The sequence below is a fragment of the Trinickia dinghuensis genome (genome assembly GCF_003367175.1).
GTDB lineage: Bacteria > Pseudomonadota > Gammaproteobacteria > Burkholderiales > Burkholderiaceae > Trinickia > Trinickia dinghuensis.
In genome coordinates this window covers 104837-126913 of sequence record NZ_QRGA01000015.1, presented here as the reverse complement: position 1 = coordinate 126913, position 22077 = coordinate 104837, and the positions used below count along the sequence as shown (strand labels likewise).

Below are 22077 nucleotides of genomic sequence, written 5' to 3'. Positions count from 1 at the left end.
CTCCTTCCGAACTTCAGAACGCGGGCCGGTAGGGGCCGAGTTCGACCTGCACCGATTTGATCTGCGTGTAATGCTCGAGCGTACTGATTCCGTTCTCGCGGCCCACGCCCGATTGCTTGTAGCCGCCGACGGGCATTTCCGCCGGCGATTCGCCCCAGGTATTGATCCAACAAATGCCTGCTTCGAGGCGGTGAATCGTACGGTGCGCGCGAGCGAGACTCTCCGTGACGACGCCGGCCGCCAAACCGTAGTGGGTGGCATTGGCTCGCGCGATGACTTCGTTTTCGTCGTCGAATTCGAGCAAGCACATCAACGGTCCGAAGATCTCTTCACGGACGATCCGCATATCGTCGCGGCAATCGGCGAATACGGTGGGTGCCACGTATTGCCCGCGCGCGAAGTCGCCTTCGACGAGACGCATGCCGCCGCTGACGAGACGCGCCCCTTCGCGCTTTCCGCTTTCGATGTAGCCGAGCACCTTGTCGAGCTGCGCCGCGCTGGCGAGCGGGCCGAAATTCGTTTCCGGATCGGAGGGTTTGCCGACGCGGATGCGTTTGACGCGCTCGGCCACGAGCCCTTCGAATCGCTTTATCACGGAGCGGTGCACGAACACGCGCGTGCCGTTCGTGCATACCTGGCCCGCGCTGAAGAAGTTCGCGGTGACGGCGATATCGGCGGCGCGTTCGAGATCGGCATCGTCGAATACGATCAACGGCGATTTGCCGCCGAGTTCCATCGTCACTTCCTTCAGCGACGACGCACCCGCGAGCGACATCACTTTCTTGCCCGTCTCGACACCGCCGGTGAACGAAACCTTGGCAATGGCCGAGTGTTCAGCCAACATCGCGCCGACCAAGCCGTTTCCTTGGACGACGTTGAACACGCCGGGCGGTACGCCGGCCTCGGTGTAGATCTCGGCCAGCTTCAGCGCGGAGAGCGGTGTGATCTCGCTCGGCTTGAAGATCATCGCGTTGCCGGCGGCGAGTGCCGGAGCCGATTTCCAGCAAGCGATCTGAATCGGGTAGTTCCATGCGCCGATGCCGGCGCACACGCCCAACGGCTCGCGCCGCGTGTAGACGAACGAATCCTCGCGCAGCGGGATTTGCCGCCCCTCGAGCGTCGGTGCCAGCCCGGCGTAGTATTCGATGACGTCGGCGCCCGTCACGATATCGACCGCACGCGTTTCGGCGATGGGTTTGCCCGTGTCGCGCATCTCCAGTTCGGCGAGTTCGTCGTTGCGCGCGCGCAGCAACTCGACGGCGCGGCGCAAGATGCGCGAACGCGCCATTGCATTCAAGGCCGCCCATTCGCGCTGGCCGTCCCGGGCCGAGGCCACCGCGCGTTCGACGTCGGCGCGGCTCGCTTGATCGACCGTCGCCAGGCGTTCGCCCGTCGCGGGGTCGAACGTTTCGAAGTGCTCGCCCGATGTGGCATCGACATGCGTCCCCCCGATATAAAGACGCTGCGGACCATAGACGGAGGACAGGGTCATCGACAATCTCCAAGAAGCTCGTTCGTCAGTCATTCGAAGGCTCCAACGATAGGCGTTTTGCGCCAGGCGTTCAATCGATAAGGGCTGTATCGCACCCCCCTTGTCGGGTTCTAGCAAGCGCGTGTCGCGTTTTGTACGATCGCGGCAACCCGTTGCGGACTACCCTGCAAGCGGCAGCGGATGGGATGCGCGAGCGGGCGTTTCGTACGGTTTAATCCGGTTTCGTACGGCACGGCGTCGCGTGTTCCGCCGCATCGAGGATCGCGGATCGGCGATCGAGATGACAGGAGACGAATACGATGAGCAGCAACCGAGGTGTCGTATATCAGGGGCCGGGCAAGGTCGCCGTGCAGAAGATCGACTATCCGAAGATGGTCGACCCGAGCGGACGCGCGATCGGGCACGGCGTGATCCTGAAGGTCGTGAGCACGAATATCTGCGGCTCCGATCAACATATGGTGCGTGGCCGGACCACCGCGCCCGTCGGTCTCGTGCTGGGGCATGAGATCACCGGCGAGGTCATCGAGGTCGGCCGCGACGTCGAGACGCTGAAGATCGGCGATCTCGTCTCCGTGCCGTTCAACGTCGCCTGCGGGCGGTGTGCGATGTGCAAGGAGCAGCACACGGGCGTGTGTTTGAACGTGAACCCGGCGCGCGCAGGCGGCGCGTACGGCTATGTCGACATGGGCGGATGGATCGGCGGCCAGGCTGAGTATGTGCTCGTGCCGTATGCGGACTTCAATCTGCTGAAATTCCCCGACCGCGACGCCGCAATGGCGAAGATTCGCGATCTCACGTGTTTGTCGGACATCTTGCCGACGGGCTATCACGGCGCGGTCACGGCCGGCGTGAAGCCGGGTTCGACCGTCTACATCGCGGGTGCGGGCCCCGTCGGCATGGCGGCCGCCGCGTCGGCGCGCCTGCTCGGCGCTGCCGTCACGATCGTCGGCGACATGAACGCCGAACGTCTCGCGCACGCGAAGGCGATGGGCTTCGAGGTGGTCGACCTGTCGAAGGATGCGACGCTCGGCGAGCAGATCGAGCAGATTCTCGGCACGCCGGAGATCGACTGCGCGGTGGATTGCGTCGGCTTCGAGGCGCACGGCCACGGTTCGTCGGGGCACTCGCAAGAGGCGCCCGCGACGGTGCTCAATTCGCTGATGGAGATCACGCGCCCGGCCGGTGCGATCGGTATTCCGGGCCTTTACGTGACGGACGATCCGGGCGCCAAGGATACCGCCGCGCAGCACGGGAGCCTGAGCATCCGCTTAGGCCTAGGCTGGGCGAAGTCGCACTCGTTCCATACCGGGCAGACGCCGGTTCTCAAGTACAACCGCAACCTGATGCAGGCGATCCTGTTCGATCGGCTGCCGATCGCGAAGATCGTCAACGTGGCGGTGATCTCGCTCGAGGAAGCGCCCGAAGGCTACAAGCAATTCGACGGCGGGGCGGCGCGCAAGTTCGTGATCGACCCGCACGGCTTGCTCAAGGCTGCTTGAGGTTGACTGAGCGGCTTTAACGGCCGGGACGTCATGAGCAAAGGCCCCGCGCGATGAACTAATCGCGTGGGGCCTTCTGCCTTCTGCTTTCTACCTTTTTCCGTTGCCGCGGTGAATGCGGCGGTGCGGCTGCCGATCAGGCGAGGGCGCGCATCGCGCCGACGCTCGGCAGCTTGAACACGGCGGCCGCCGTGCGCAGCTTGCCGGCTTGATCGCTCATCGATTTCGAGGCTGCCGCCGCTTGCTCGACGAGTGCCGCGTTTTGCTGCGTCACGTGATCCATCTGGCTCACGGCCGTGTCGATTTGCTCGATGCCGCGGCTTTGCTCTTCCGAAGCCGCCGTGATCTCGCCGACGAGATCGGCCACGCGCCGGATGGCATGCTTCACTTGCACGATGTTCTGACCTACTTCGTCCGCTTTGGAGACGCCGTCGCGAACGGTGTCGATCGACGTCTCGATGAGGCCCTTGATCTCTTTGGCGGCCGACGACGAACGCTGGGCCAGCGAGCGCACCTCGCTCGCGACCACCGCGAAGCCGCGGCCTTGCTCGCCGGCGCGCGCCGCTTCGACCGCCGCGTTCAGCGCGAGAATGTTCGTTTGGAACGCGATGCCTTCGATCAAGGCGATGATGTCGGCGATCTTGCCCGAACTCGTGCTGATCGCATTGACCGTGGTCACGAGCTGCTCCACCGAGACCGAGCCTTTTTCGACGGTATCGACGGCGTTGGTGCCGATCATGTTCGCCTGCCGTGCATTCTCGAGGTTCTGCTTCACGGTGGCGGTCAACTCGCTCATGCTCGCGGCCGTCTCTTGCAGCGACGCAGCCTGCTGCTCGGTCCGGGCGGACAGATCGTTGTTGCCGGCCGTGATTTCACCCGATGCCGTCGCGATCGCGTCGGTGCCGGTTCGCATGTCCCCGACGATGCGCACGAGACCGTCGTTCATCGTCTGCAGCGAGCGCATCACGCGCGAGATCTCGTCCTTCGACGCCGGGTTGACGTGGCTCACGTCGAAGTGCGAGGTGAGATCGCCCGCCGCGACGCGGCCCGCGGTGGAGGCAGCCACTTCCAGTCCAGCCACCACACGCTTGAACATGATCTGAAGCATCATCGCGAAGAGCACCAGCACGGTGACCGCAACGACGGCCGAGATGATCTTCCACATTTCCGCGGTAGCTTGAGCGGCCGCGATCGCGCCCTCGGTGCGGTGATCGAGCAAGATCAGGAAGTCGTTGATCGGATGCATGATCTTCGCCTTGAACTGGTGATAGTTCGCATCGAACATCATCGTTCTGGCCTTATCGAGATCGGGCTGACCTTGCTGAGTGAAGTTGCCCGACGCATCTTGGGTCCGACCCTTGACGAGGTTCATCGCGATCGTCTCGGTCTTCACGAGATCGTCCGAGTTCTGCTCGGCCTCGCGCAGCTTGGCGAACTCCTCATCGGTGAAACCGGCGCGCTTCATCAGATCCTGCAGCGAGATTGTCTCGCCTTGGCCCGCGTCCACGGGCTCGCCCGCTGCGACGAAGTCCCAATAGATGCGATCGTAGTGCAGCGGGCGAGGCGCCTTGCCCGAGCGGATCGCGAGGATTTGGTTGTACTCCTGCTCCCACTTCTCGTCCCCCGTGACGACGTAGGTGCGTGCCAGTCGGGTCAGATCATCGGAACTGCGGCGCAACTCGTTGGCGAGCTGCGTCGAAACGTACCGGCTTTGATAGGCCTCGGCTACGCGTTGATTCGCAACGTCGAGGCGCCATTCGCAAAAGCCGACGGCGACGGCGGCGAGAATCAGTACGCCCAACAGCAGCGAGAGCTGCTTGCGCAACGAAAGGATGTTCAGAAAGCTCACGGTTTTGCTCCGGTTTATGTACGGCGCATTGATGCGTCGATGACTTGTTATCGTCGGTTTGGAGTGAGCCTTTAATAAGTGGTATTGCTGATGCCGTATATTTCCTCGGGTATTTCCCGGTGGGTGGGATTTTGCGAGATTAGTACGATTGTTTCTGATTATTTCGGATAACGAAGTATTTTCATCGTATGCGCGAAATGCTTCGCAACGTGCCGCGGCGTGCAAGCTTGCATCGAGCGTCGTGGCTGCGGGAAAGGCTTCGCGCGTGCGGGTAAGCCCGAGTACGTACGAGTACGTGCGAGTACGTGCGAGTACGTGGCGGACTTGATCGATTGAGCGTGACGATCAGGCACTAGCGAGTGCCAGCACGGATGCCATGAGCTCGTCCTCGATGCCGCGAATATCGGACGGGAACCGGTTTCGCTGCGGGATCAGCAATATCAGCCCCTCGATTTGACAACCGATCAGTGCGGCCCTGCACATGAGCTGCCGCTGATCCAATCGCGGGTTGATCTCCTTGATGTATTGAGCCAAGAGTTTGCGCTCGGCCACGTACATCTCGTCCATCAGGCTTCTGGCGAAGTCGTGGGTTTGCGCGAGCGCCCAAATTGCGCCGAACAGACTTTGTACCCGCGATTGCTTGATGTCTTCCACGAGAAAATGAACTACCGCCGCGAACCGATCTTGCGCGGACCCGGGGCCGTCCAGAAATACCGACGCGCTTTTGACATAGTGGGAGGTCGTTTGCTTGATGACCGCTTCGAGCAAATCTTCCCTAGTTTTGAAATAGTGCTGTACGTTGGACAGCGATATGCCCGCCTTTGCCGCGACCTTGCGCATCGTGAGCGCGCCGTAGCCTTCAAACGAGATGATGTCGGTCGCGCATTCGAGCACGCGCCCTTCGGTGCTTCGGCCCCGCTCCGTCAACCCGCGATCCGCCACAGCCTCCGGAGCCGGTTGCTCGTGTGCTGACCTGTTTCCATTGCGATTTGTAAGCCTGACTCGCTTGGTGTCTGCCGGCGTCGACATGCCAATACCCTTAAAGAGGACCTCCCGTCATTTTGAGCCATTTGTAAGCCGCTCGCAAGACGGCATAGGTCGTACGACCTTCTTTTAATCGAGGTGAAGCGGTTGCCGTGACGTTTGCTTATCGTGCATTGCGTATTGCGAATCGCGCTTTGCTAGGTGGAGTGCATCGAGCAAGGCGCGGCCGGGAGAAGAGGGCGGTATTGGCCCGATCTCCCTCCCAGCCGCAACTTACCCGTGTCCCTGCTTCGATCGACCGCATACGAAGCGGAGCGGGTCTCGCTTTCGATCGAATTAGAGGACGGTCGTGACGAGCTTTTCTCGGAGATACGAGGCCAGCGCGGTCTGCGACAGATCGTGACCCAGTCCGCTATCTTTGTAGCCCCCCCAGGGCAGACGCGCATCGAGAGGGCTCCAGCCGTTGACGGCTACAGCGCCGACCTGCAACTGGGCTGCGACCTTATGAGCCGTCGAAAGATCGCGTGTCCAGATGGTAGCGGACAAGCCGAACTCGACATCGTTGGCCATGGAGACCGCTTCCTCCTCGGTGTCGAACGGAATGACCATGCCGACGGGGCCGAATATCTCTTCCTGGGCGATTCGCATCCGGTTGTGTACATCGACAAAGATGGTCGGGCGCACGAAGTGGCCCTGCGCCGGCACGTCGCCCTCGCCGGCCACCATGCGAGCGCCTTCGCTTTTGCCGATGGCGATGTATTCGAGCACGCGTGACTTGTGGCGCTCGTTGATCAACGCCCCCATCATCGTCTTCGAGTCCAACGGATCGCCCAGCGAGATGGCTTGCGCCGCACCGGCCAGCCGCATCGCAAACTCGTCGGCGATCGAGCGATGGACCAGCACACGCGAGCCGGCCGCGCAGGTTTGCCCTTGATTCACGAACAACCCCATTGTGACGCCCTGTACGGCCGCGTCGATATCGGCATCGGCGAACACGATTTGCGGCGCCTTTCCGCCCAGCTCGAGCGTCACTTTCTTGAACGTACCGGCCACGTCCGCGGCGATCGATCGTCCCACACCGGTGCTGCCCGTGAAGCTGATCTTATCCACGTCCTTGTGATTGACGAGCGACTTGCCGACAGTCGGCCCCTTTCCGTTCACGATGTTGACGACGCCGGGCGGGAAGCCCGCTTCGGCCACGAGTGCCGCGAGCGCCGTCACGCTCACCGGCGCTTCCTCCGACGGCTTGATCACGACCGTGCAGCCGGCGGCCAAGGCGGGCGCCAGCTTCCACACGCAGATCATCAGGGGCGCGTTCCACGGAATGATCTGCGCTGCCACGCCCACCGGCTCCATCACGGTGTAGTTGAGCGTTGGTTTTCCCATGTAGCCCGCGGTCGGGACCGATCGCCCCTCGAGCTTATCGGCCCATCCCCCGAAATATCGCAGTGTATCGACGGAGACGGGCAGATCCATCATTCGCATTTCGAAGATCGGCCTTCCTTGCTCCCTCGCGAGCGCGGTTGCAAGGTCCTCGGCGTTTTGCTCGAGCAGGGCGGCCAGCTTCATGATGAGCTTGCCGCGCTCGCTGCCCGGCATCGTTCTCCAGGGCCCTTGGTCGAATGCTTTTCGCGCGGCAGCGACCGCCTGGTCGACATCGGCCGCGGACGAATCGGCGACACGGCAAAGGACCCGGCCCGACGCAGGTTCCGTCTTTTCAAAATACAGACCCTCGGCGGGCGGCCGATGCGCGCCATCGATAAAGTTCAAACTCTCAACGGTATTGGACATGTGAAGATTCCTTCGTAGATAAACGAGAACTGGCGAGGCGCCCATCCACGGTCGTCCGGTCGGTGCAGTGCATCCGGCCGGTTTGAGCGGATGGGCCCGAGCAGATCCGGTGCGGTGTGCTGCGGCGGTGTGAGCGGCCGGTGCGCTATTTGCCGCTCATCGGCCCCATCGCGAACATGTCGGCGACGATTTGCCATTGGCCGGCCTTCTTCTTCCACACGAACAGGCTTCGTGTGGAGAACGGCGCTTCGCCTGCCTTCTTCGGCTCCACGTTCCAAGTCACCCATGTCAAAGCCGCGTCGTGGCCGAGCCCCTGCGCTTTGTAGACGACGATCTTTGTAGACTTGGCGTCTCCCATCAGCTCCTTGACCTTGCCGACGATTTCCGCATGACCGAGAGCGGGCGCAGTCCAGCCTTCGCCCGTCACCATGGCGTTGCTACCGTAGACCGATGCGACCGCTTCGGCGTCTTGCGCCTTCCAGGCTTTCTCGATCGTATCGAGGCGAGGGCGCAATTGATCGCCGACGCCTTGAGCCGACGCGTTGGCCGAGGCGGCAGCGAGCACGCCGGCGAGCGATAGACAGCCGGCCATGCGACAGATAGTGTTCAGCACGATTTCTCCTTGTGAGATTCGAAGCGCAACGTATACGTATCCGTCGCGCTCAATGAAGCGATTTCAAATAGGCAATCAACGCTGAGCGAGCGTCGTCGTTCTTGAGCCCCGAGAACGGCATGGCCGTGCCCGGCTGTGCCGCCTGCGGGCTTTTGAGGAACGCGTTGAGCGTTGCTTCGTCCCAGGTGCCTTTGGCGTTGCGAAGCGTCTCGCTGTATTGAAAGCCTGCCAGCTTGCCGATCTGTCTGCCGTAGACGCCCGAGAGATTGGGGCCGACGATCGTTCCTTGCGATTTCTCCGTGGCGTGACACATGGCGCACGACGAACTGAACTGATGTTGACCTACCGAGATTCGCGCATCGTCGGAAGGCGCCGCATTGCACGTGTTGACACCGAGGGCGGAGGAGAACGCCGCGGCGGCCAGCAAAGAGTACGTAAAGCGGGGGAGTTTCATGATCAAGCTTTCTTGCTAAGGGAATTGAAAACTTCGGTTGCCGTTCGGACGCCGCTCTCGATCGCGCCGTCGATGAAGCCGCGCCACAGCTCGGCGCTGTCCGAACTTGCGAAGAAGATGTTGCCTTCTTGCTGGCGAAGTCCCATCCAGCTACCGGACAATTGACCGGGATGGTAGAAGGCCCAAGTCCCCTGCGAATAAGGATCCGCGGTCCATGGATAGGAGATGACCGACACGACTTCGGCATCGGGAATCAGGCCGCGCAATGCGGCTTGAACACCGGCTTGATCATTGACGTCGAGTTTGCCGGCCGCGTCGAAGCAGACGATGAGCGTGCCGTCGTCGCGCTCCTGTTCGGTAAACGCGAGCGTGATCGGATAAGGATGCGGGGCGGTGCCCATCCACACGCCGATCTTCTGTTTGATGTGGATGTAGCACTTGTTGCCCGTGCCGGCTACGCCTACTTTCGATGCCGTCTGCTTGGCGGCGTTCAGGCCGGGTTCGAACCGAATGTTCTTTAAGGTGTTGACCGGGACGGCGCAGATCACCGCGGCTGCGGTATAGCTGGCTTGATCCGTACTGACCGTCACCAGATCGCCTTTCTGGGTGACGGCTTTCACCGGCGAACCCGTTTTCAGCTCGAAGTCGCCGTCGTTGCGGATCGCCTGTGCCAAGCCGCTGGTGCCCTGGGCGATTTTGTAATGTCCGCATCGATCGAACAGAAGGCTGATGTCGAAATCTCCACGAGCCCACCAATGGAGTTGCTCCGCGAACGAGCCCGTCGACGGATCGCGATGCACGTTGATCGTGTATTGCGGTGCGAGCAAGTCACTGAGGTCTTGACGCAGGTTGATTTGCTTGAGTCGATCGGTAAGTGTCATCGCGTCGTACTTGCGCACGCCGTCGATGTTGAACAAAGGCTCCGGAGCGCGGGGATAGACGGTCCGGCCCAGTTGCCCGTCGACGTCGCAGTACTTGTTCATCGCTTCGGTCAGCATCGCGAAGGCTTTTTCGCCGTCCGCGTTTTTCGTCTGATTCCCCGTGCGCCATGAGAACGAATTCGGCGAGGCTCCGGGCGTTTCAGCGAGGGTTAGCCCATATCGATTGATTTCCGTCCATACGTACGGCTGCGCCCAGTGGATCCAGGTGCCGCCGAGCTCGACCTGGTGATCCTGGTAGTGGGTCACGAATGTGCGCCCGCCAATGCGAGTGCGGGCCTCGAGCAGCAGCGTTTTCAATCCGCGCTTCGCACAATCCCGAGCAGAGGTCAGGCCGGCGAATCCGCCTCCGATGACCACCACATCGAAATCGGTGTTCTTGCTCCTGGCCAGTCTCGGCGCTTTGACTTCGGCGGCCTTGGAGACCAAAGGGACTACCGCACCGGCGGCAATGGTTGCGCCGGCATTCGCCAAAAATCTTCGGCGGTGTTGGATCTTCAGATCATCGTCCTTCATGAGAACCTCTTCGTGGGTGTGCTTTGAGTGTTTAGGTCATATGACCTTTTCGATGGTTTATAACGCGACTTTTTTCGGCGCACAAGAGAAACATGAAGGAGGGTGGGGTTTCGGAGAGCGTGCAGATGGCGATCTATTTGACCTGTATTTGCTGCTAAGCCAGGCCGAAGCTTGGGTTGCGATGATTGTCGGCTCAACGATAGGTGTTTGTCCCAGCTTTTATGTAATTGACGTAAGGTCACGTGACCTATAGTCTTGCCATCGATCGCTCCTTGCGAATCGATGCATGGTGCCGTGCCCATCGATTGAGCGCGCAGAGCGTGTCACGCCTCGTTCGATTTCAGTAGGTCGCACGGCGATCGTTCTACGCGCTCGCCGAAGTGTTCATGGTTACGGGAGATTTCTTATGCAGTCTTATCTCAAGACAGGTCTTGCGCTCGCGTGCGTCGCCGCGATCTCGACGGCTTGGGCACAATCGTCAGGCGATTTGACGGTCAGCGGCGCCGAAAAGGCGGCCAGTTCGGACGGTCGCATTCCGGCATATAGCGGGGCCCAGGCAACGCCTTCCGGCTGGTCGGCCGGAAAGTCGCGGAGCGAATATTCGCCGTACAAATCGGAAAAGCCGCTTTTCTCGATCACCGCGGCAAACGTCGACAAGTACTCGGCGAATCTGACGCCCGGCCAAGTCGCGATGTTCAAGCAGATCAAGAACTACCGGATGGACGTGTATCCGACGCATCGCGATTGCGGTTATCCGGGCTGGATCCAAGACAACATCAAGAAGAACGCCGGTAGCGCGAAGCTCGATGCGAGCGGCGACCACATCGAAAATGCCGTCTTGCCCGGTCTGCCGTTTCCTGCGGCCAAAACCGGTCAAGAAGCCATTTGGAACTATCTGTCCCGCTACCGGGGCGTCGGCGTGCAATGGCAAAAGCTGAACACCATGGTGTCTCCGCGGCCGGGCAGCGCGGAGTGGATCAAGGTGGTGAGCCATCAGACGGCTTATTTCCCTTGGGGCAAGAAAGGCGCCAATCAACTCGCGTCGGACGAACCGCTGTATTCGATCTACTTCGCCTATGAGACGCCTGCGGCGCTTGCCGGACAGGGGCTCGTGGACACCTTCTTCTTCGCCAACAACGACAGCTCCGCGTTCTACTATTTCCCCGGCCAGCGCCGCGTGCGCCGCATGCCTTCGTACAACTACGATGCGCCGCAAATCGGCTTCGAGAACCAGTATGTGGTGGACGAGCCGTGGCTCTTCAACGGCGACATCGATCGCTTCAATTGGAAGATCGTAGGTAAGAAGGACATCTACGTTCCGTACAACGATTTCGCGATGTACGACTTCAAGAAGAGCGTCGACGACGTCTTCAAGCCGGATCACGTCTCGGCGTCCGCACGCCGCTACGAGCTGCATCGTGTCTACGAGGTCGAAGCGACGCTCAAATCGAACATGCGGCATATCTCCCAGAAGAAGGTGCTGTATCTCGACGAGGATACCTACCTGGCACTCGTGGGTGAGGACTACGACGCGCAAGGCAAGCTTTGGAAAACCAAGGAAGGCTATCCGATTCCGATTTGGGAGCTGGGCGGAACCTGCGACGTGGAGCCCTTCGCTCAATACAACCTGGCCACCAATCGTTACGTCACCGATCAGAGCGTGATCGGGACTGGACAAGACGTTCAGTACTTCGAATCATCCGATTCCCCGGTTTTCCATTCGAATTACTACACAGCCGAAAACCTTCGTTCGATCAGCGAGCGATAGCGCATGAAGGGGAACCCGGCGAGCCGCTGAGTTTGCCGGGCGATAACAATAGGCAGGAGGTGGACACATGAAAGCGAAAGCGATGCGCGCGTCGATTTCCGTCGCGGTGATGGGGCTCGGTGCGATGTCGAGCAATTCGTACGCGTACGACTTCACGACGGGAATAGGCGATTTGTCCGGTTCGTGGGTCACGAATTTGACGGGGGGCGGCGGCATCCGCACCAAGAGCCCGAGTTGTTCGCTGACGGGCGATCCGAATGCGAACGGTTGCGGCGCCGCGGCCAACGTCAATCAATGGGGTTCGGGCGACGACGGCGACTTGAACTATCGGAAAGGGCAACCGTTCAGCGCATATCTGAGCGCGACGAGCGAATTGCTGTTGACGATGCCGAACGAAGGCTACAAGTTCATGATACGCGGCACCGCCATGTACGACTTTTTGGTGCGCGATACCGAACGAACTCCGCTCTCGAGTTCGGCGCTGGCGCAGGTCGAATATCCGGCGCAGTTGCTCGATCTGTGGGGCGAAAAAGACTTCACGTTCCGAGGCGAGCCGGCCCACGTGCGACTGGGCAATCAGGTGATCAACTGGGGCGAGAGCTATTTCGCCTCCGGCGGGATCAACCAGACCAATTCGGTCGATATCCAAAAGCTGCTGATTCCCGGCACGCAGTTGAAGCAAGCGCTGCTGCCCGCACCGATGCTGAGCTTTGCGGCCGGCCTCACGCACGGATTCAGCACCGAAGGGTATTACCAGTTTCAGTGGAACGGCAACCGATACCCGCCGGCCGGCACGTACTGGTCGGTGGGCAACAGCTTCGGCCGAGGCTCCGTGGCGTCGACCGTCAATTCCAATAACTTCAATGTGAACGGGGTGGATGCCGGCACGATTGCCGGATCCGGCAGCGGCAACGCAGCGACGCTTTCGAACATCAACACCGGTCTGATCAACGGCCAATATGCCGGGCCTCCCTACAACTCGCTCGGCATCGTGACCAATACGGTGCTGCCGTCGGAGTACAAACCGCAGTACGGCCTCAAGCTGAACTACAAGCCGAAGAACGTCGATGTCAATTTCGGCTTCTACTACGAAAACTACACGGACAAATCGCCGGTTCTTTCGGATTTGCCCAACGGTACGAGCCAGTTCTCCTATCTCGAGAATCGGCAGCTTTTCGGCGTGAGCGCCGACTTTGCCCTGGGCGATTGGGCGATCGGAACGGAGCTGTCGTATCACCCGCACGATGCCGTCGCACTCTCGGGCTGCTTCGGCGCGAACGGACCGCTCGATCTGAACACGAACGGCGTGTCCGGCGTCAATTGTCAGCAGTGGATGGACACGAAGAAGTTTCAGTACGACATCAACGGACAGCTCAATCTCACGCAAAGCGAGTATCCGTTCCTGAAGCTGATTCATGCGGACATGGCGGTGCTGACGGCCGAGCTGACCTGGATCTACTACCCCGGTTTGAGTTCGAGCGGCGTGACCCGCACGGTCAATGGCCAGGCCGTGCAGCAGGTGCCGGCGGCGGGCTACTTCACGTGGCTCAACAACGGCTCGAGCCTCGGCTATCCGATTACGGCAGCGCAGGGAACCTCGAGTTCGGTGGGCGCAACCGTCGATTTCAACTGGACCTACGACGGCAGCGTGATTCCCGGGTGGCAATTGACGCCGGGCGTGACGTTCTCCGATGCGCTGTACGGCTATACGCCGACGTTCACGGCCAACTATCTGCAGGGTGCGAAGTCGTTGAACTTCTACGTGTTGTTCAACCAGAACCCCACCGTCTGGCAGGCCGGGATCAACTACACAGTGTTCTTCGGCGGCCACGGCGGCGTCGGGCAACCCTATGCGGACCGCAATTTCGTCGGCTTGTTCGCGACGCGCAACTTCTAAGCATCGTATCGGCGATACACGGTGCGCGCCTTTCGCGCACCGCTATTTTTGAAGGATAGATTCCGTGTTGACTCGCTTCGTCACTCGCCTCGAGAAATTCTTTTTCGGCCATCGTGCGATCGTACTGGCGACGATCGGCGTTTTTACCGCGATCATGGCTGTTTTCGCCGTCCAGTTGCGCATGGAAGCCGGTTTCGAGAAGCAGATGCCGATCGGACACGAATACATCAAGACGTTCCAGAAGTACCGCAACGATTTGTTCGGCGCCAACCGTATTACGGTGGTGGTTCGTGCGCGCAACGGCAGCATCTGGACGCCGCAAGGGCTGACCCAGCTGTACAAGGTGACCCAGGCGGTCGAATTCCTGCCTAACGTCGATCGGCAGGGCGTGCAGTCGCTATGGACGCCGAACGTGTTCGTCAACGAGATCACCGAGGACGGCTTCCGCGCCAACCCGGTGATCGACGGGACCATCACGCCCGCCCAGCTCACTCCCGCGATCGTCGCGAAGGTTCGCCAGTCGGCAACCGACGGCGGCTATATCGGCACGCTCGTCTCGCACAATCAAGACAGTGCGATGATCACGGCCGAGCTTAACGAGCGGGACAGCGCGGGCAAGGTGCTCGACTACGTTGCGTTCAATCATTTGCTCGAGCAGCAGATTCGCAAGCCGTTCGAAAACGCCGGCTATGAAGTCCAGATCATCGGCTTCGCCAAACAGATCGGCGATATCGCCGACGGCGCACAGGCGGTGCTGGGCTTCTGCGGCATCGCGCTGTTGCTGACGGGGCTCGCGGTCTACTGGTACAGCCACTCGGTTCGCTTTACGGTGCTGCCGATCGTCTGTTCGCTGACCTCGCTCGTCTGGCAGTTCGGCACGCTCAAGCTGCTCGGCTTCGGCCTCGATCCGCTGGCCGTGCTCGTGCCGTTCCTGGTGTTCGCGATCGGCGTCTCGCACGGCATTCAGCAGGTGAACTACATCGTGCGCGAGCTCTCGCACGGGCACAGTTCGGTCGATGCCGCGCGCCATAGCTTCAGCGGCTTGCTGATCCCCGGCACGCTCGCGCTCGTCACGGCACTCGTCTCGTTCGTCACGCTGCTGTTGATTCCGATTCCGATGGTGCGGGAGCTGGCCATCACCGCTTCGCTCGGTGTCGGCTACAAGATCGTGACGAACCTGATCATGCTGCCGGTGGCCGCATCGTGCTTTCACTTCACGAAGACCTATGCCGACCGCGCGCTCGAGAAGCGCGAACGACGCTCGCAGTGGCTGCGCAAGCTCGCGCGCGTGGCCGAGCCCCGCAATGCCTTGATCGTGCTCGCAGCGACGGCAGTCGTGTTCGTCCTGGCCGCGTGGCAAAGCCGCGATCGCGTGATCGGCACGCTGCAACCCGGTGCGCCCGAGTTGCGTGCCGACGCGCGCTTCAATCGCGACGCCGTGTCGATTGCGAGCAACTACGATGTCGGGCTCGACTGGCTGACCGTAGTGTTCGAATCGAAGGGCACGGCGTGCGACAACCCGGCGGTGGGCACGTTCGAAGACGACTTCGCCTCGACGATGCAAAGCGAGCCCGGCGTGGTGTCCGTGCAGTCGTACCCTGGCATGCTCCGCACCTACAACGAGGGCTACAACGAGGGTAATCCGAAGATGAACGTGGTGCCGATCGACTCGGGCAATTACGGCGGGCTGTCGGCGGAGATCGGGCGCGTGAAGGGATACATGAACAAGGACTGCAGCATGACCGCGGTTCACCTTTTCCTGACCGACCACAAGGCGACGACGCTGAACCGCATTCTCGACGACGTGAAGCAGTATCGGGCCTCGCACCATCTCGATGGCGTGACGATCCGGCTGGCGGCGGGCAACGCCGGCGTGCTCGCGGCGATCAACGACGAAGTGGCGAAAAGCGAGCTGCCGATGATGCTGTACGTCTACGCGGCGATCCTGATCCTCGCGTTCCTGACCTACCGCGACTTGCGCGCGATGGCGGCGTGCTGCGCCCCGCTGACCGTGGCGACGTTCATCGGCTATTGGTTCATGAAGGAACTGCAGATCGGTCTCACGGTGGCGACGCTGCCGGTGATGGTGCTGGCGGTGGGGATCGGCGTGGACTACGCGTTCTATATCTACAACCGGTTGCAACTGCACCTGGCCAACGGCCAGACGATCGTGAAAGCGGTGGAGCACGCGATGCTCGAAGTCGGCGTGGCCACGATTTTCACGGCGATCACGCTCGCAATCGGCGTGGCCACGTGGAGCTTCTCGGCACTGAAATTCCAGGCCGATATGGGCAAGCTGCTCGCCTTCATGTTCATCGTGAATCTCGTGATGGCGATGACGGCACTCCCGGCACTGGCCGTCGTGCTCGAACGCGTGTTCCCGCGGCGCAAGCCGGTCAGGGCTCCCGGCCTGTTGAGTCACTGAGGCATCACTGAGGCATCAACGCGGTTGCCACTGTCGTGGCGCAATCGAACGCAACAGGAAAGGTTTCGCAATGATCAAGAATGCAATGGTGGCCGCGGTCCTTGCCACGCTCTGCGCGAGCGGGCTCGCGCAGACGGCCGACGGCCAGAGCACGGCGCTGAAAGTCACGCCCGCGCATGCCTGGGCCGAGCCGGCGCACGCGATGCTGCTCGATGCTGTCCATGCCGGCGCGCGGATGGTCGCGGTGGGCGAGCACGGCATCGTGCTGCTTTCCGACGATGGCGGGCGCAGCTTCCGGCAGGCTAAGCAGGTGCCGGCCTCCTCGACGCTGACGTCCGTGTACTTCGCCGACGCGCAGCATGGGTGGGCCGTGGGGCAGTGGGGCGTGATTCTCGCCACGGCCGACGCCGGCGAGACGTGGACGCTGCAGCGCTCCGACACCTCGATCGACCAGCCGCTCTTCTCCGTCTACTTCAAGGACGCCCAGCACGGCTGGGCAGTAGGATTGTGGTCGTTGCTGCTCTCGACGGAGGACGGCGGGCACACGTGGAACGTGGTGAAGGTGCCGCCTCCGCCCGGACGCAACCGGGCCGACCGCAACCTGTTCAAGATCTTCGCCGACCGCGCCGGCACGCTCTACATCGCAGCGGAGCGGGGCACGGTGCTGCGTTCGCGCGACGACGGCGCGACGTGGGAATACCGCAACACCGGCAACAAGGGCAGCTTGTGGGCCGGCGCGGCCGCGGCTGACGGTACGATTTTCGTCGGCGGCTTGCTGGGCCATCTCGATCGCAGCAGCGACGGAGGCGACACGTGGACCGCCGTCGATTCGGGCTCGACCGGCTCGATCACCGATCTCGTCGCAACGGGCAATCGCGTGCTGGGCGTCGGCTTGGACGGCTTCGTCTTCGGCGGCGCGACGGATGCCGAGCGGTTCACGGCCAAACAACGCGCCGATCGTGCGCCGCTCACGGGCATCGCGGTGACGGACGCCGGGGGCGAGATCCTACTGTCGAAGGAAGGTATTTTGAAGCCGGATTGATCGATCCGAAGAGATAGGCCCGAAGAGCGGGCCGCGCCCGGTCCTTGTTCGACGGGCTCGCGAAGGCGAAGCGTCTTACGGCGCTTCGCCTTTTTTTCGTGCGTCCGGCGTGGTGTATTCTGCGCGTCGCGCATGAAGCGCGGGTTGCTTCGGTATCGGGGTTTCGGCATAGAATCGGCGCATGCTTGGTCAAGAGTCCCAGTTGATCCATCTCCTTGGGGTGGGCCGAGAGCGGCGTCTTTGGAGGGGGAAATGGAGTTCGGAGTCCGCGCGCTGACCGACGTGCACGACCATTCGCTGGCCGTGAGCGGGTGGAATCAGGTGTACCGGCAGCTTTCGCCTGGGCGCTTCGAGAGCGTTGTCTTACAAGTGCAGGCGCCGGAGTTTCTTTTCTTCCGGGAGTCGACCAACCGGCGCGTTGCCCAGACCGGGGATGCGCCGCTCGGGTGCGCGTCTATCGCCTTGCCGCTCGAGCAGCCGATCACGGCTACGTTCCAGGGATGCCGTGTGGACGGCTATGCCCTGATGTTGCTGGGCGACGGCGAGGAATTTCGTTTCTATACTCCGGAATCGATCGATTACTTGGCTTTGAGTGTTCCCACGGCCAAGATGCAAGCGCTTGTTTCCACGGTCGTAGGCGACGAGGCGGTGGGGCTGCTCGACCGTAGCGTGCTTCCTATCTTGGGGAAACGCGGCGAGCAAACTAGCGTGGAGTTAGCTCGCTTTGTGCAGGCGTATCAGTGCAATCCCGATGTATTCGCCAATGCCGTCGCCTGCAAGCGGTTTCAGGACGAGATCCTGAGTGCGTTGATCGACCTTTTCGACCGAGAGAGCTTCGGCAAGCACGATCTCACGCACGCCACCTACGCGGAGATCGTCCGGCGCAGCGAAAAAATCATTCAGGACAACCCCGACGGGGAACAGACCATACTCGATCTGTGCGTGGCGCTTCGCTGCAGTCGGCGGACGCTCCAAACGAGCTTCCAGCGCGTTGCCAATGTTTCGCCGGTCGAATATTTGCGATCGGTACGTCTTAATGGGGTGAGGCGCCTTCTGCGATCGACGTACCATGAAGAACTGACGGTGGGAGACGCGGCGGCGCAGTGGGGTTTCACGCACCTCGGCTATTTCGCCCGCGAATATAGAAGTCTTTTCGGGGAGCTGCCTTCGCAAACCCCGCGCGCGCATTGATGCACCGCAGAGCGCGAGCACTTATCCTCGCCTCGCCTCATTAAAGAACCTTCCTCTCGGCGGCGAGACCGGCACTCCGGCTTTAACGCCTCGCTAGCCCGCGCTCGCCCTCGGAAAATGGGCAGGGGGTTTACCCCTAACTTCGCTGCTTCTGCCAATTTGGGCTAAATGCGAGCCGGCCGACCTGCTTAGAGTTGCGTCGTGCGGCTACCACCGGCAAAGCGTCTTTGGGATGCAAACGGCTCCTTTTAAAGCGCAACCGCTGCAAGTGTTGGCTTCTTTATTAGTTGGCTACTAAATAATTCGGATGGAGACATGAACAGCGAAGCGAAAGTTGAAGTGAGCAACGCCGTCAAAGCGTTCTTGAGCCGCGAGCTTTCCCTTTTCATCGACGGCGCTCCGTGTCCCGCGCATTCGTCGACGCGGCTGGACGTTTTCGACCCGTCGACGGGGCAGAAGTTGGCCAGCGTTCCCGACGCGGACGCAATCGATGTGGACCGCGCCGTCGCGAACGCGCGCCAAGCGTTTCGAGAGGGGCGCTGGCGCAGCCTGCGTCCCGCGGAGCGCGAGCGCATCCTGCTGCGCTTTGCCGACGTGCTGGACGCGCATGGCGAGGAACTCGCCCAACTCGAAACGCTCAATCAGGGCAAATCGATCAACGTGTCTCGTATGATCGACGTCGGGGCGACCCTCGAATATGTCCGCTACATGGCCGGTTGGGCGACTAAGATCACGGGCGAGACGCTCGACGTATCGATTCCCTTTCCGCCTGGAGCTCGCTTTACGGCCTATACGCGCAAAGAGCCGGTGGGCGTAGTCGCCGGCATCGTCCCCTGGAACTTCCCGCTGATGATTGCGGTATGGAAGCTGATCCCAGCACTGGCCGCGGGCTGTACGATCGTCATCAAACCATCGCCGGAAACGCCGCTAACGGCGTTGCGGCTCGCCGAGTTGGCCGTGGAGGCCGGCGTTCCGGCGGGCGTATTCAACGTCGTGACAGGGGGCCGCGATTGCGGCGCCGCGCTTGCCGCCCATCCGGACGTCAATAAAATCTCGTTCACCGGGTCGACTCCGACGGGCAAGCTGATCGGAGCGGCTGCCGTGCAGAACATGACTCGATTTTCACTGGAGCTGGGCGGCAAGAATCCAGCCGTGATGCTCGCGGATGTGGATGTCGACCAGGCGGTTCAAGGTGTCCTTGCCGGTGGGTTCCTCAACCAAGGCCAGGTCTGTGCGGCAGTGTCGCGAATCTATGTGCATCGCGACAAGTACCGGGCGATCGCGGATGGTCTTGCCGATGTCGCCAATGCAATGACGATCGGCCCCGGCCTCGACCCTTCCGCGCAAGTCAATCCGCTCGTATCCGCGCATCACCGCACGCGCGTGGAGGCGCACATCGCACGGGCCAAGGCGGATGGGCTGCGCTTCATTGCCGGAGGCGAGCGCCCCGAGCAGGCTGGCTACTATGTGCGCCCGACGGTCATCGACGACGTGCCGCCCGACGCGGCGATCATTCGCGACGAGGTGTTCGGTCCGGTGCTCGCGCTGGTGCCGTTCGACAACGTGCCGGACGCTGTGCGCCTTGCCAACGATTCGCCTTATGGCCTTGCCGCGAGCCTCTGGACCAACGATCTGCGCGCGGCGATGAACCTAGTGCCTCAATTCGAAGCCGGCACCGTATGGGTGAACTGCCACGTGCCGCTGGACCCGAGCATGCCGTTCGGCGGATACAAGCAATCGGGTATCGGGCGTGAATTCGGCAAACACGCAATCGACGGATTCACCGAAACCAAAGCTGTTTGCATCGCGCACTGAGCTATCCGGACAATCGCCGACGGCGATCGAATTTTTGCGATCGCCATCGGTTCCGATTGTGCAACGAAATTTCAAGCATCTAGACCGGAGCGAATTCAATGAGCGCTGCCACAGAAACCCAAACGTCGACCGAATTGCGCAAGGAGGCGCTAGGTCTCGGCTTCATTGTCTTCTTTGTCATTTCCGCCGCGGGGCCGCTCGTTGCCATTGCCGGCGGGCTTCCGATCGGCATCATGCTCGGCAACGGCGCGGGAACGCCTGCCTTGCTGGTTGCCACGGTCATCATCCTGCTGATGTTTGCCGCGGGCTACACGGCAATGGCGCGTCACATCACCAATGCCGGCGGGTTCTACGCGTTTACGGCCCGCGGTTTGGGCGGAACGGCCGGCGGTGCCGCCGCCTTGCTCGCCTTGCTCGGCTACAACACGATGCAGATCGGCCTTTACGGCATGTTCGGCGCCGTGACGTCGGGCTTTCTCGGCATGCACTTCGGCATCCACGCGCCATGGTGGGCATGCGCCGTCGTGGCGATGGGCAGTATCGCCGTGCTCGGCTATCGCCAAATCGATCTGTCGGCGAAAGTGCTTTCCCTGCTCGTCATGGGCGAATACGTGGTCGTGTTGATTCTCGATATCGCGATCTTGAAAGCGGGGGGCGTGCACGGCCTGGACGCCGTATCGTTCGAGCCGCACGTGTTCCTGAGTGGATCTCCGGCAATCGGATTCTTGTTTTGTTTTGCGAGCTTTATCGGGTTCGAGGCCACGACGATTTACAGCGAGGAAGCGAAAAACCCGAAGCGGACTGTTCCACTCGCCACCTACATCTCGGTGCTGCTGATCGGCGCGTTCTACGCATTCTCCGTCTGGTGCATGATCGTCGGTGCGGGCAGTGCGGAGACGGTCAAGGCGATCGCTGCGCTGTCCGATCCCACCACATTCCTTTATTCGTTATCGAGCCGGTATGCGAATGCGACGTTGACCGATGCGATGAGCGTGCTGTTCATCACGAGTGTCTATGCGGGCCTGCTTGCATTCCACAACTCGGCATCGCGCTACTTTTATGCGACGGGGCGAGAGGGGATCCTTCCGGGCCGGCTGGGCCGTACGCATCCCGTGCACAGCAGCCCGCACGTCGGTTCAGTCGTACAGACGGTGCTTGCTGCGGTCGTCGTAGCCGTCTTTATTGCATTCAACGCGGATCCCGTTCTGACGTTGTTCTCGTGGCTCACGAATGTTGCGACGCTTTGCATCATCGCGCTGATGGCGATGTCTTCGGCGGCCGTTTTTGCCTTCTTCAAGCGCCACCCGTCGAACGAAGAAGGTCGGCTCCGTGTCCGCGTATTGCCTGTCCTGTCGGGGATCGCACTGCTCGTGGTGCTCGTCCTGGCGATAGCCAACTTCCCGGTTCTCACCGGGGCCGGCCATCTGATCGCATATAGCTTGACCGGACTGCTGCCCCTTTTTGCGATCGCAGGCGCGCTTGCCGCATCTCGCTTGAGACGCCGCAACCCACGCGCGTTCGAACGGCTTGGATGTTCCAAGCTGTAGCGGGCCATATCCGACACGAGTTCGAAATCGGCTTGCGATTGCGTGAGGGCGCAACGCCGCTGCGCATCGATTTGCCGAGTGTCTCCATTTTGCATCCCGTACATCGACGAGCCGGAGAACCGCGCCGTCAGGGTTAGCCCGTGTACGGCGTTTGCCAATTTGCGCTAATGGCTTTTTTTTGGAATCTCTAGATTTCCGATAAGGAATTCTCGCATTGAATGAGACGCGGATTCCATGATCGGTCGAACATGACAGG

General features: G+C 61.3%; 15 protein-coding genes. 8 read left to right on the top strand and 7 right to left on the bottom strand.

What is annotated here, in order from left to right:
- Nucleotides 1-13 precede the first annotated feature (13 nt).
- Nucleotides 14-1492, bottom strand: a complete 1479-nt coding sequence (betB, locus tag DWV00_RS24410; protein ID WP_115536189.1) for a betaine-aldehyde dehydrogenase — start codon at nt 1490-1492, stop codon at nt 14-16.
- Nucleotides 1493-1791: 299 nt separating this feature from the next.
- On the opposite strand from betB, the gene fdhA reads away from it, so the two are divergent.
- Complete coding sequence (gene fdhA, locus DWV00_RS24405; protein ID WP_115536188.1) at nt 1792-2991, top strand: formaldehyde dehydrogenase, glutathione-independent; 1200 nt, start codon at nt 1792-1794, stop codon at nt 2989-2991.
- 136 nt (nt 2992-3127) lie between these two features.
- On the opposite strand, the gene DWV00_RS24400 is transcribed toward fdhA, so the two are convergent.
- From DWV00_RS24400 to DWV00_RS24375, 6 genes are all read right to left on the bottom strand, one after another.
- A complete protein-coding gene (locus tag DWV00_RS24400) occupies nt 3128-4840 on the bottom strand; it encodes a methyl-accepting chemotaxis protein (protein ID WP_115536187.1) in 1713 nt (570 codons plus the stop codon).
- Nucleotides 4841-5185: 345 nt separating this feature from the next.
- A complete protein-coding gene (locus tag DWV00_RS24395) occupies nt 5186-5869 on the bottom strand; it encodes a TetR/AcrR family transcriptional regulator (RefSeq protein WP_115536186.1) in 684 nt (227 codons plus the stop codon).
- 291 nt (nt 5870-6160) lie between these two features.
- Complete coding sequence (locus DWV00_RS24390) at nt 6161-7615, bottom strand: aldehyde dehydrogenase family protein (RefSeq protein ID WP_115536185.1); 1455 nt, start codon at nt 7613-7615, stop codon at nt 6161-6163.
- Nucleotides 7616-7760: 145 nt separating this feature from the next.
- Nucleotides 7761-8228 (bottom strand): nuclear transport factor 2 family protein, encoded by a 468-nt coding sequence (locus tag DWV00_RS24385; protein WP_147297970.1) that lies wholly within the window; start codon nt 8226-8228, stop codon nt 7761-7763.
- Nucleotides 8229-8277: 49 nt separating this feature from the next.
- Nucleotides 8278-8682 carry a c-type cytochrome gene (locus tag DWV00_RS24380; RefSeq protein WP_115536183.1) on the bottom strand — a complete coding sequence of 135 codons (405 nt, stop codon included), beginning with the start codon at nt 8680-8682 and terminating at the stop codon, nt 8278-8280.
- Between the two features lie 2 nt (nt 8683-8684).
- Nucleotides 8685-10136, bottom strand: a complete 1452-nt coding sequence (locus DWV00_RS24375) for a flavin monoamine oxidase family protein (protein WP_115536182.1) — start codon at nt 10134-10136, stop codon at nt 8685-8687.
- A 406-nt stretch (nt 10137-10542) separates the two neighbouring features.
- Here DWV00_RS24375 and DWV00_RS24370 point away from each other — a divergent pair, with 406 nt between their 5' ends.
- The 7 genes from DWV00_RS24370 (at nt 10543) to DWV00_RS24340 (ending at nt 21821) form a co-directional block, all read left to right on the top strand.
- Nucleotides 10543-11904 (top strand): DUF1329 domain-containing protein, encoded by a 1362-nt coding sequence (locus DWV00_RS24370; RefSeq protein WP_115536181.1) that lies wholly within the window; start codon nt 10543-10545, stop codon nt 11902-11904.
- Nucleotides 11905-11986: 82 nt separating this feature from the next.
- Nucleotides 11987-13801: a DUF1302 domain-containing protein gene (locus DWV00_RS24365; RefSeq protein WP_425452825.1), complete on the top strand. Its 1815-nt coding sequence runs from the start codon at nt 11987-11989 to the stop codon at nt 13799-13801.
- A 64-nt stretch (nt 13802-13865) separates the two neighbouring features.
- The gene (locus DWV00_RS24360) at nt 13866-16226 is read left to right on the top strand and encodes an efflux RND transporter permease subunit (RefSeq protein ID WP_115536179.1); all 2361 of its coding nucleotides are present in this window, start codon (nt 13866-13868) and stop codon (nt 16224-16226) included.
- A 70-nt stretch (nt 16227-16296) separates the two neighbouring features.
- Nucleotides 16297-17268, top strand: coding sequence for a WD40/YVTN/BNR-like repeat-containing protein (locus DWV00_RS24355; protein ID WP_115536178.1), 972 nt, complete (start codon nt 16297-16299; stop codon nt 17266-17268).
- A gap of 252 nt (nt 17269-17520) precedes the next feature.
- Nucleotides 17521-18459: a helix-turn-helix domain-containing protein gene (locus tag DWV00_RS24350; RefSeq protein WP_115536177.1), complete on the top strand. Its 939-nt coding sequence runs from the start codon at nt 17521-17523 to the stop codon at nt 18457-18459.
- A gap of 315 nt (nt 18460-18774) precedes the next feature.
- A complete protein-coding gene (locus tag DWV00_RS24345; RefSeq protein WP_115536176.1) occupies nt 18775-20274 on the top strand; it encodes an aldehyde dehydrogenase family protein in 1500 nt (499 codons plus the stop codon).
- Between the two features lie 98 nt (nt 20275-20372).
- The gene (locus DWV00_RS24340) at nt 20373-21821 is read left to right on the top strand and encodes an APC family permease (protein ID WP_115536175.1); all 1449 of its coding nucleotides are present in this window, start codon (nt 20373-20375) and stop codon (nt 21819-21821) included.
- Nucleotides 21822-22077: the final 256 nt, after the last annotated feature.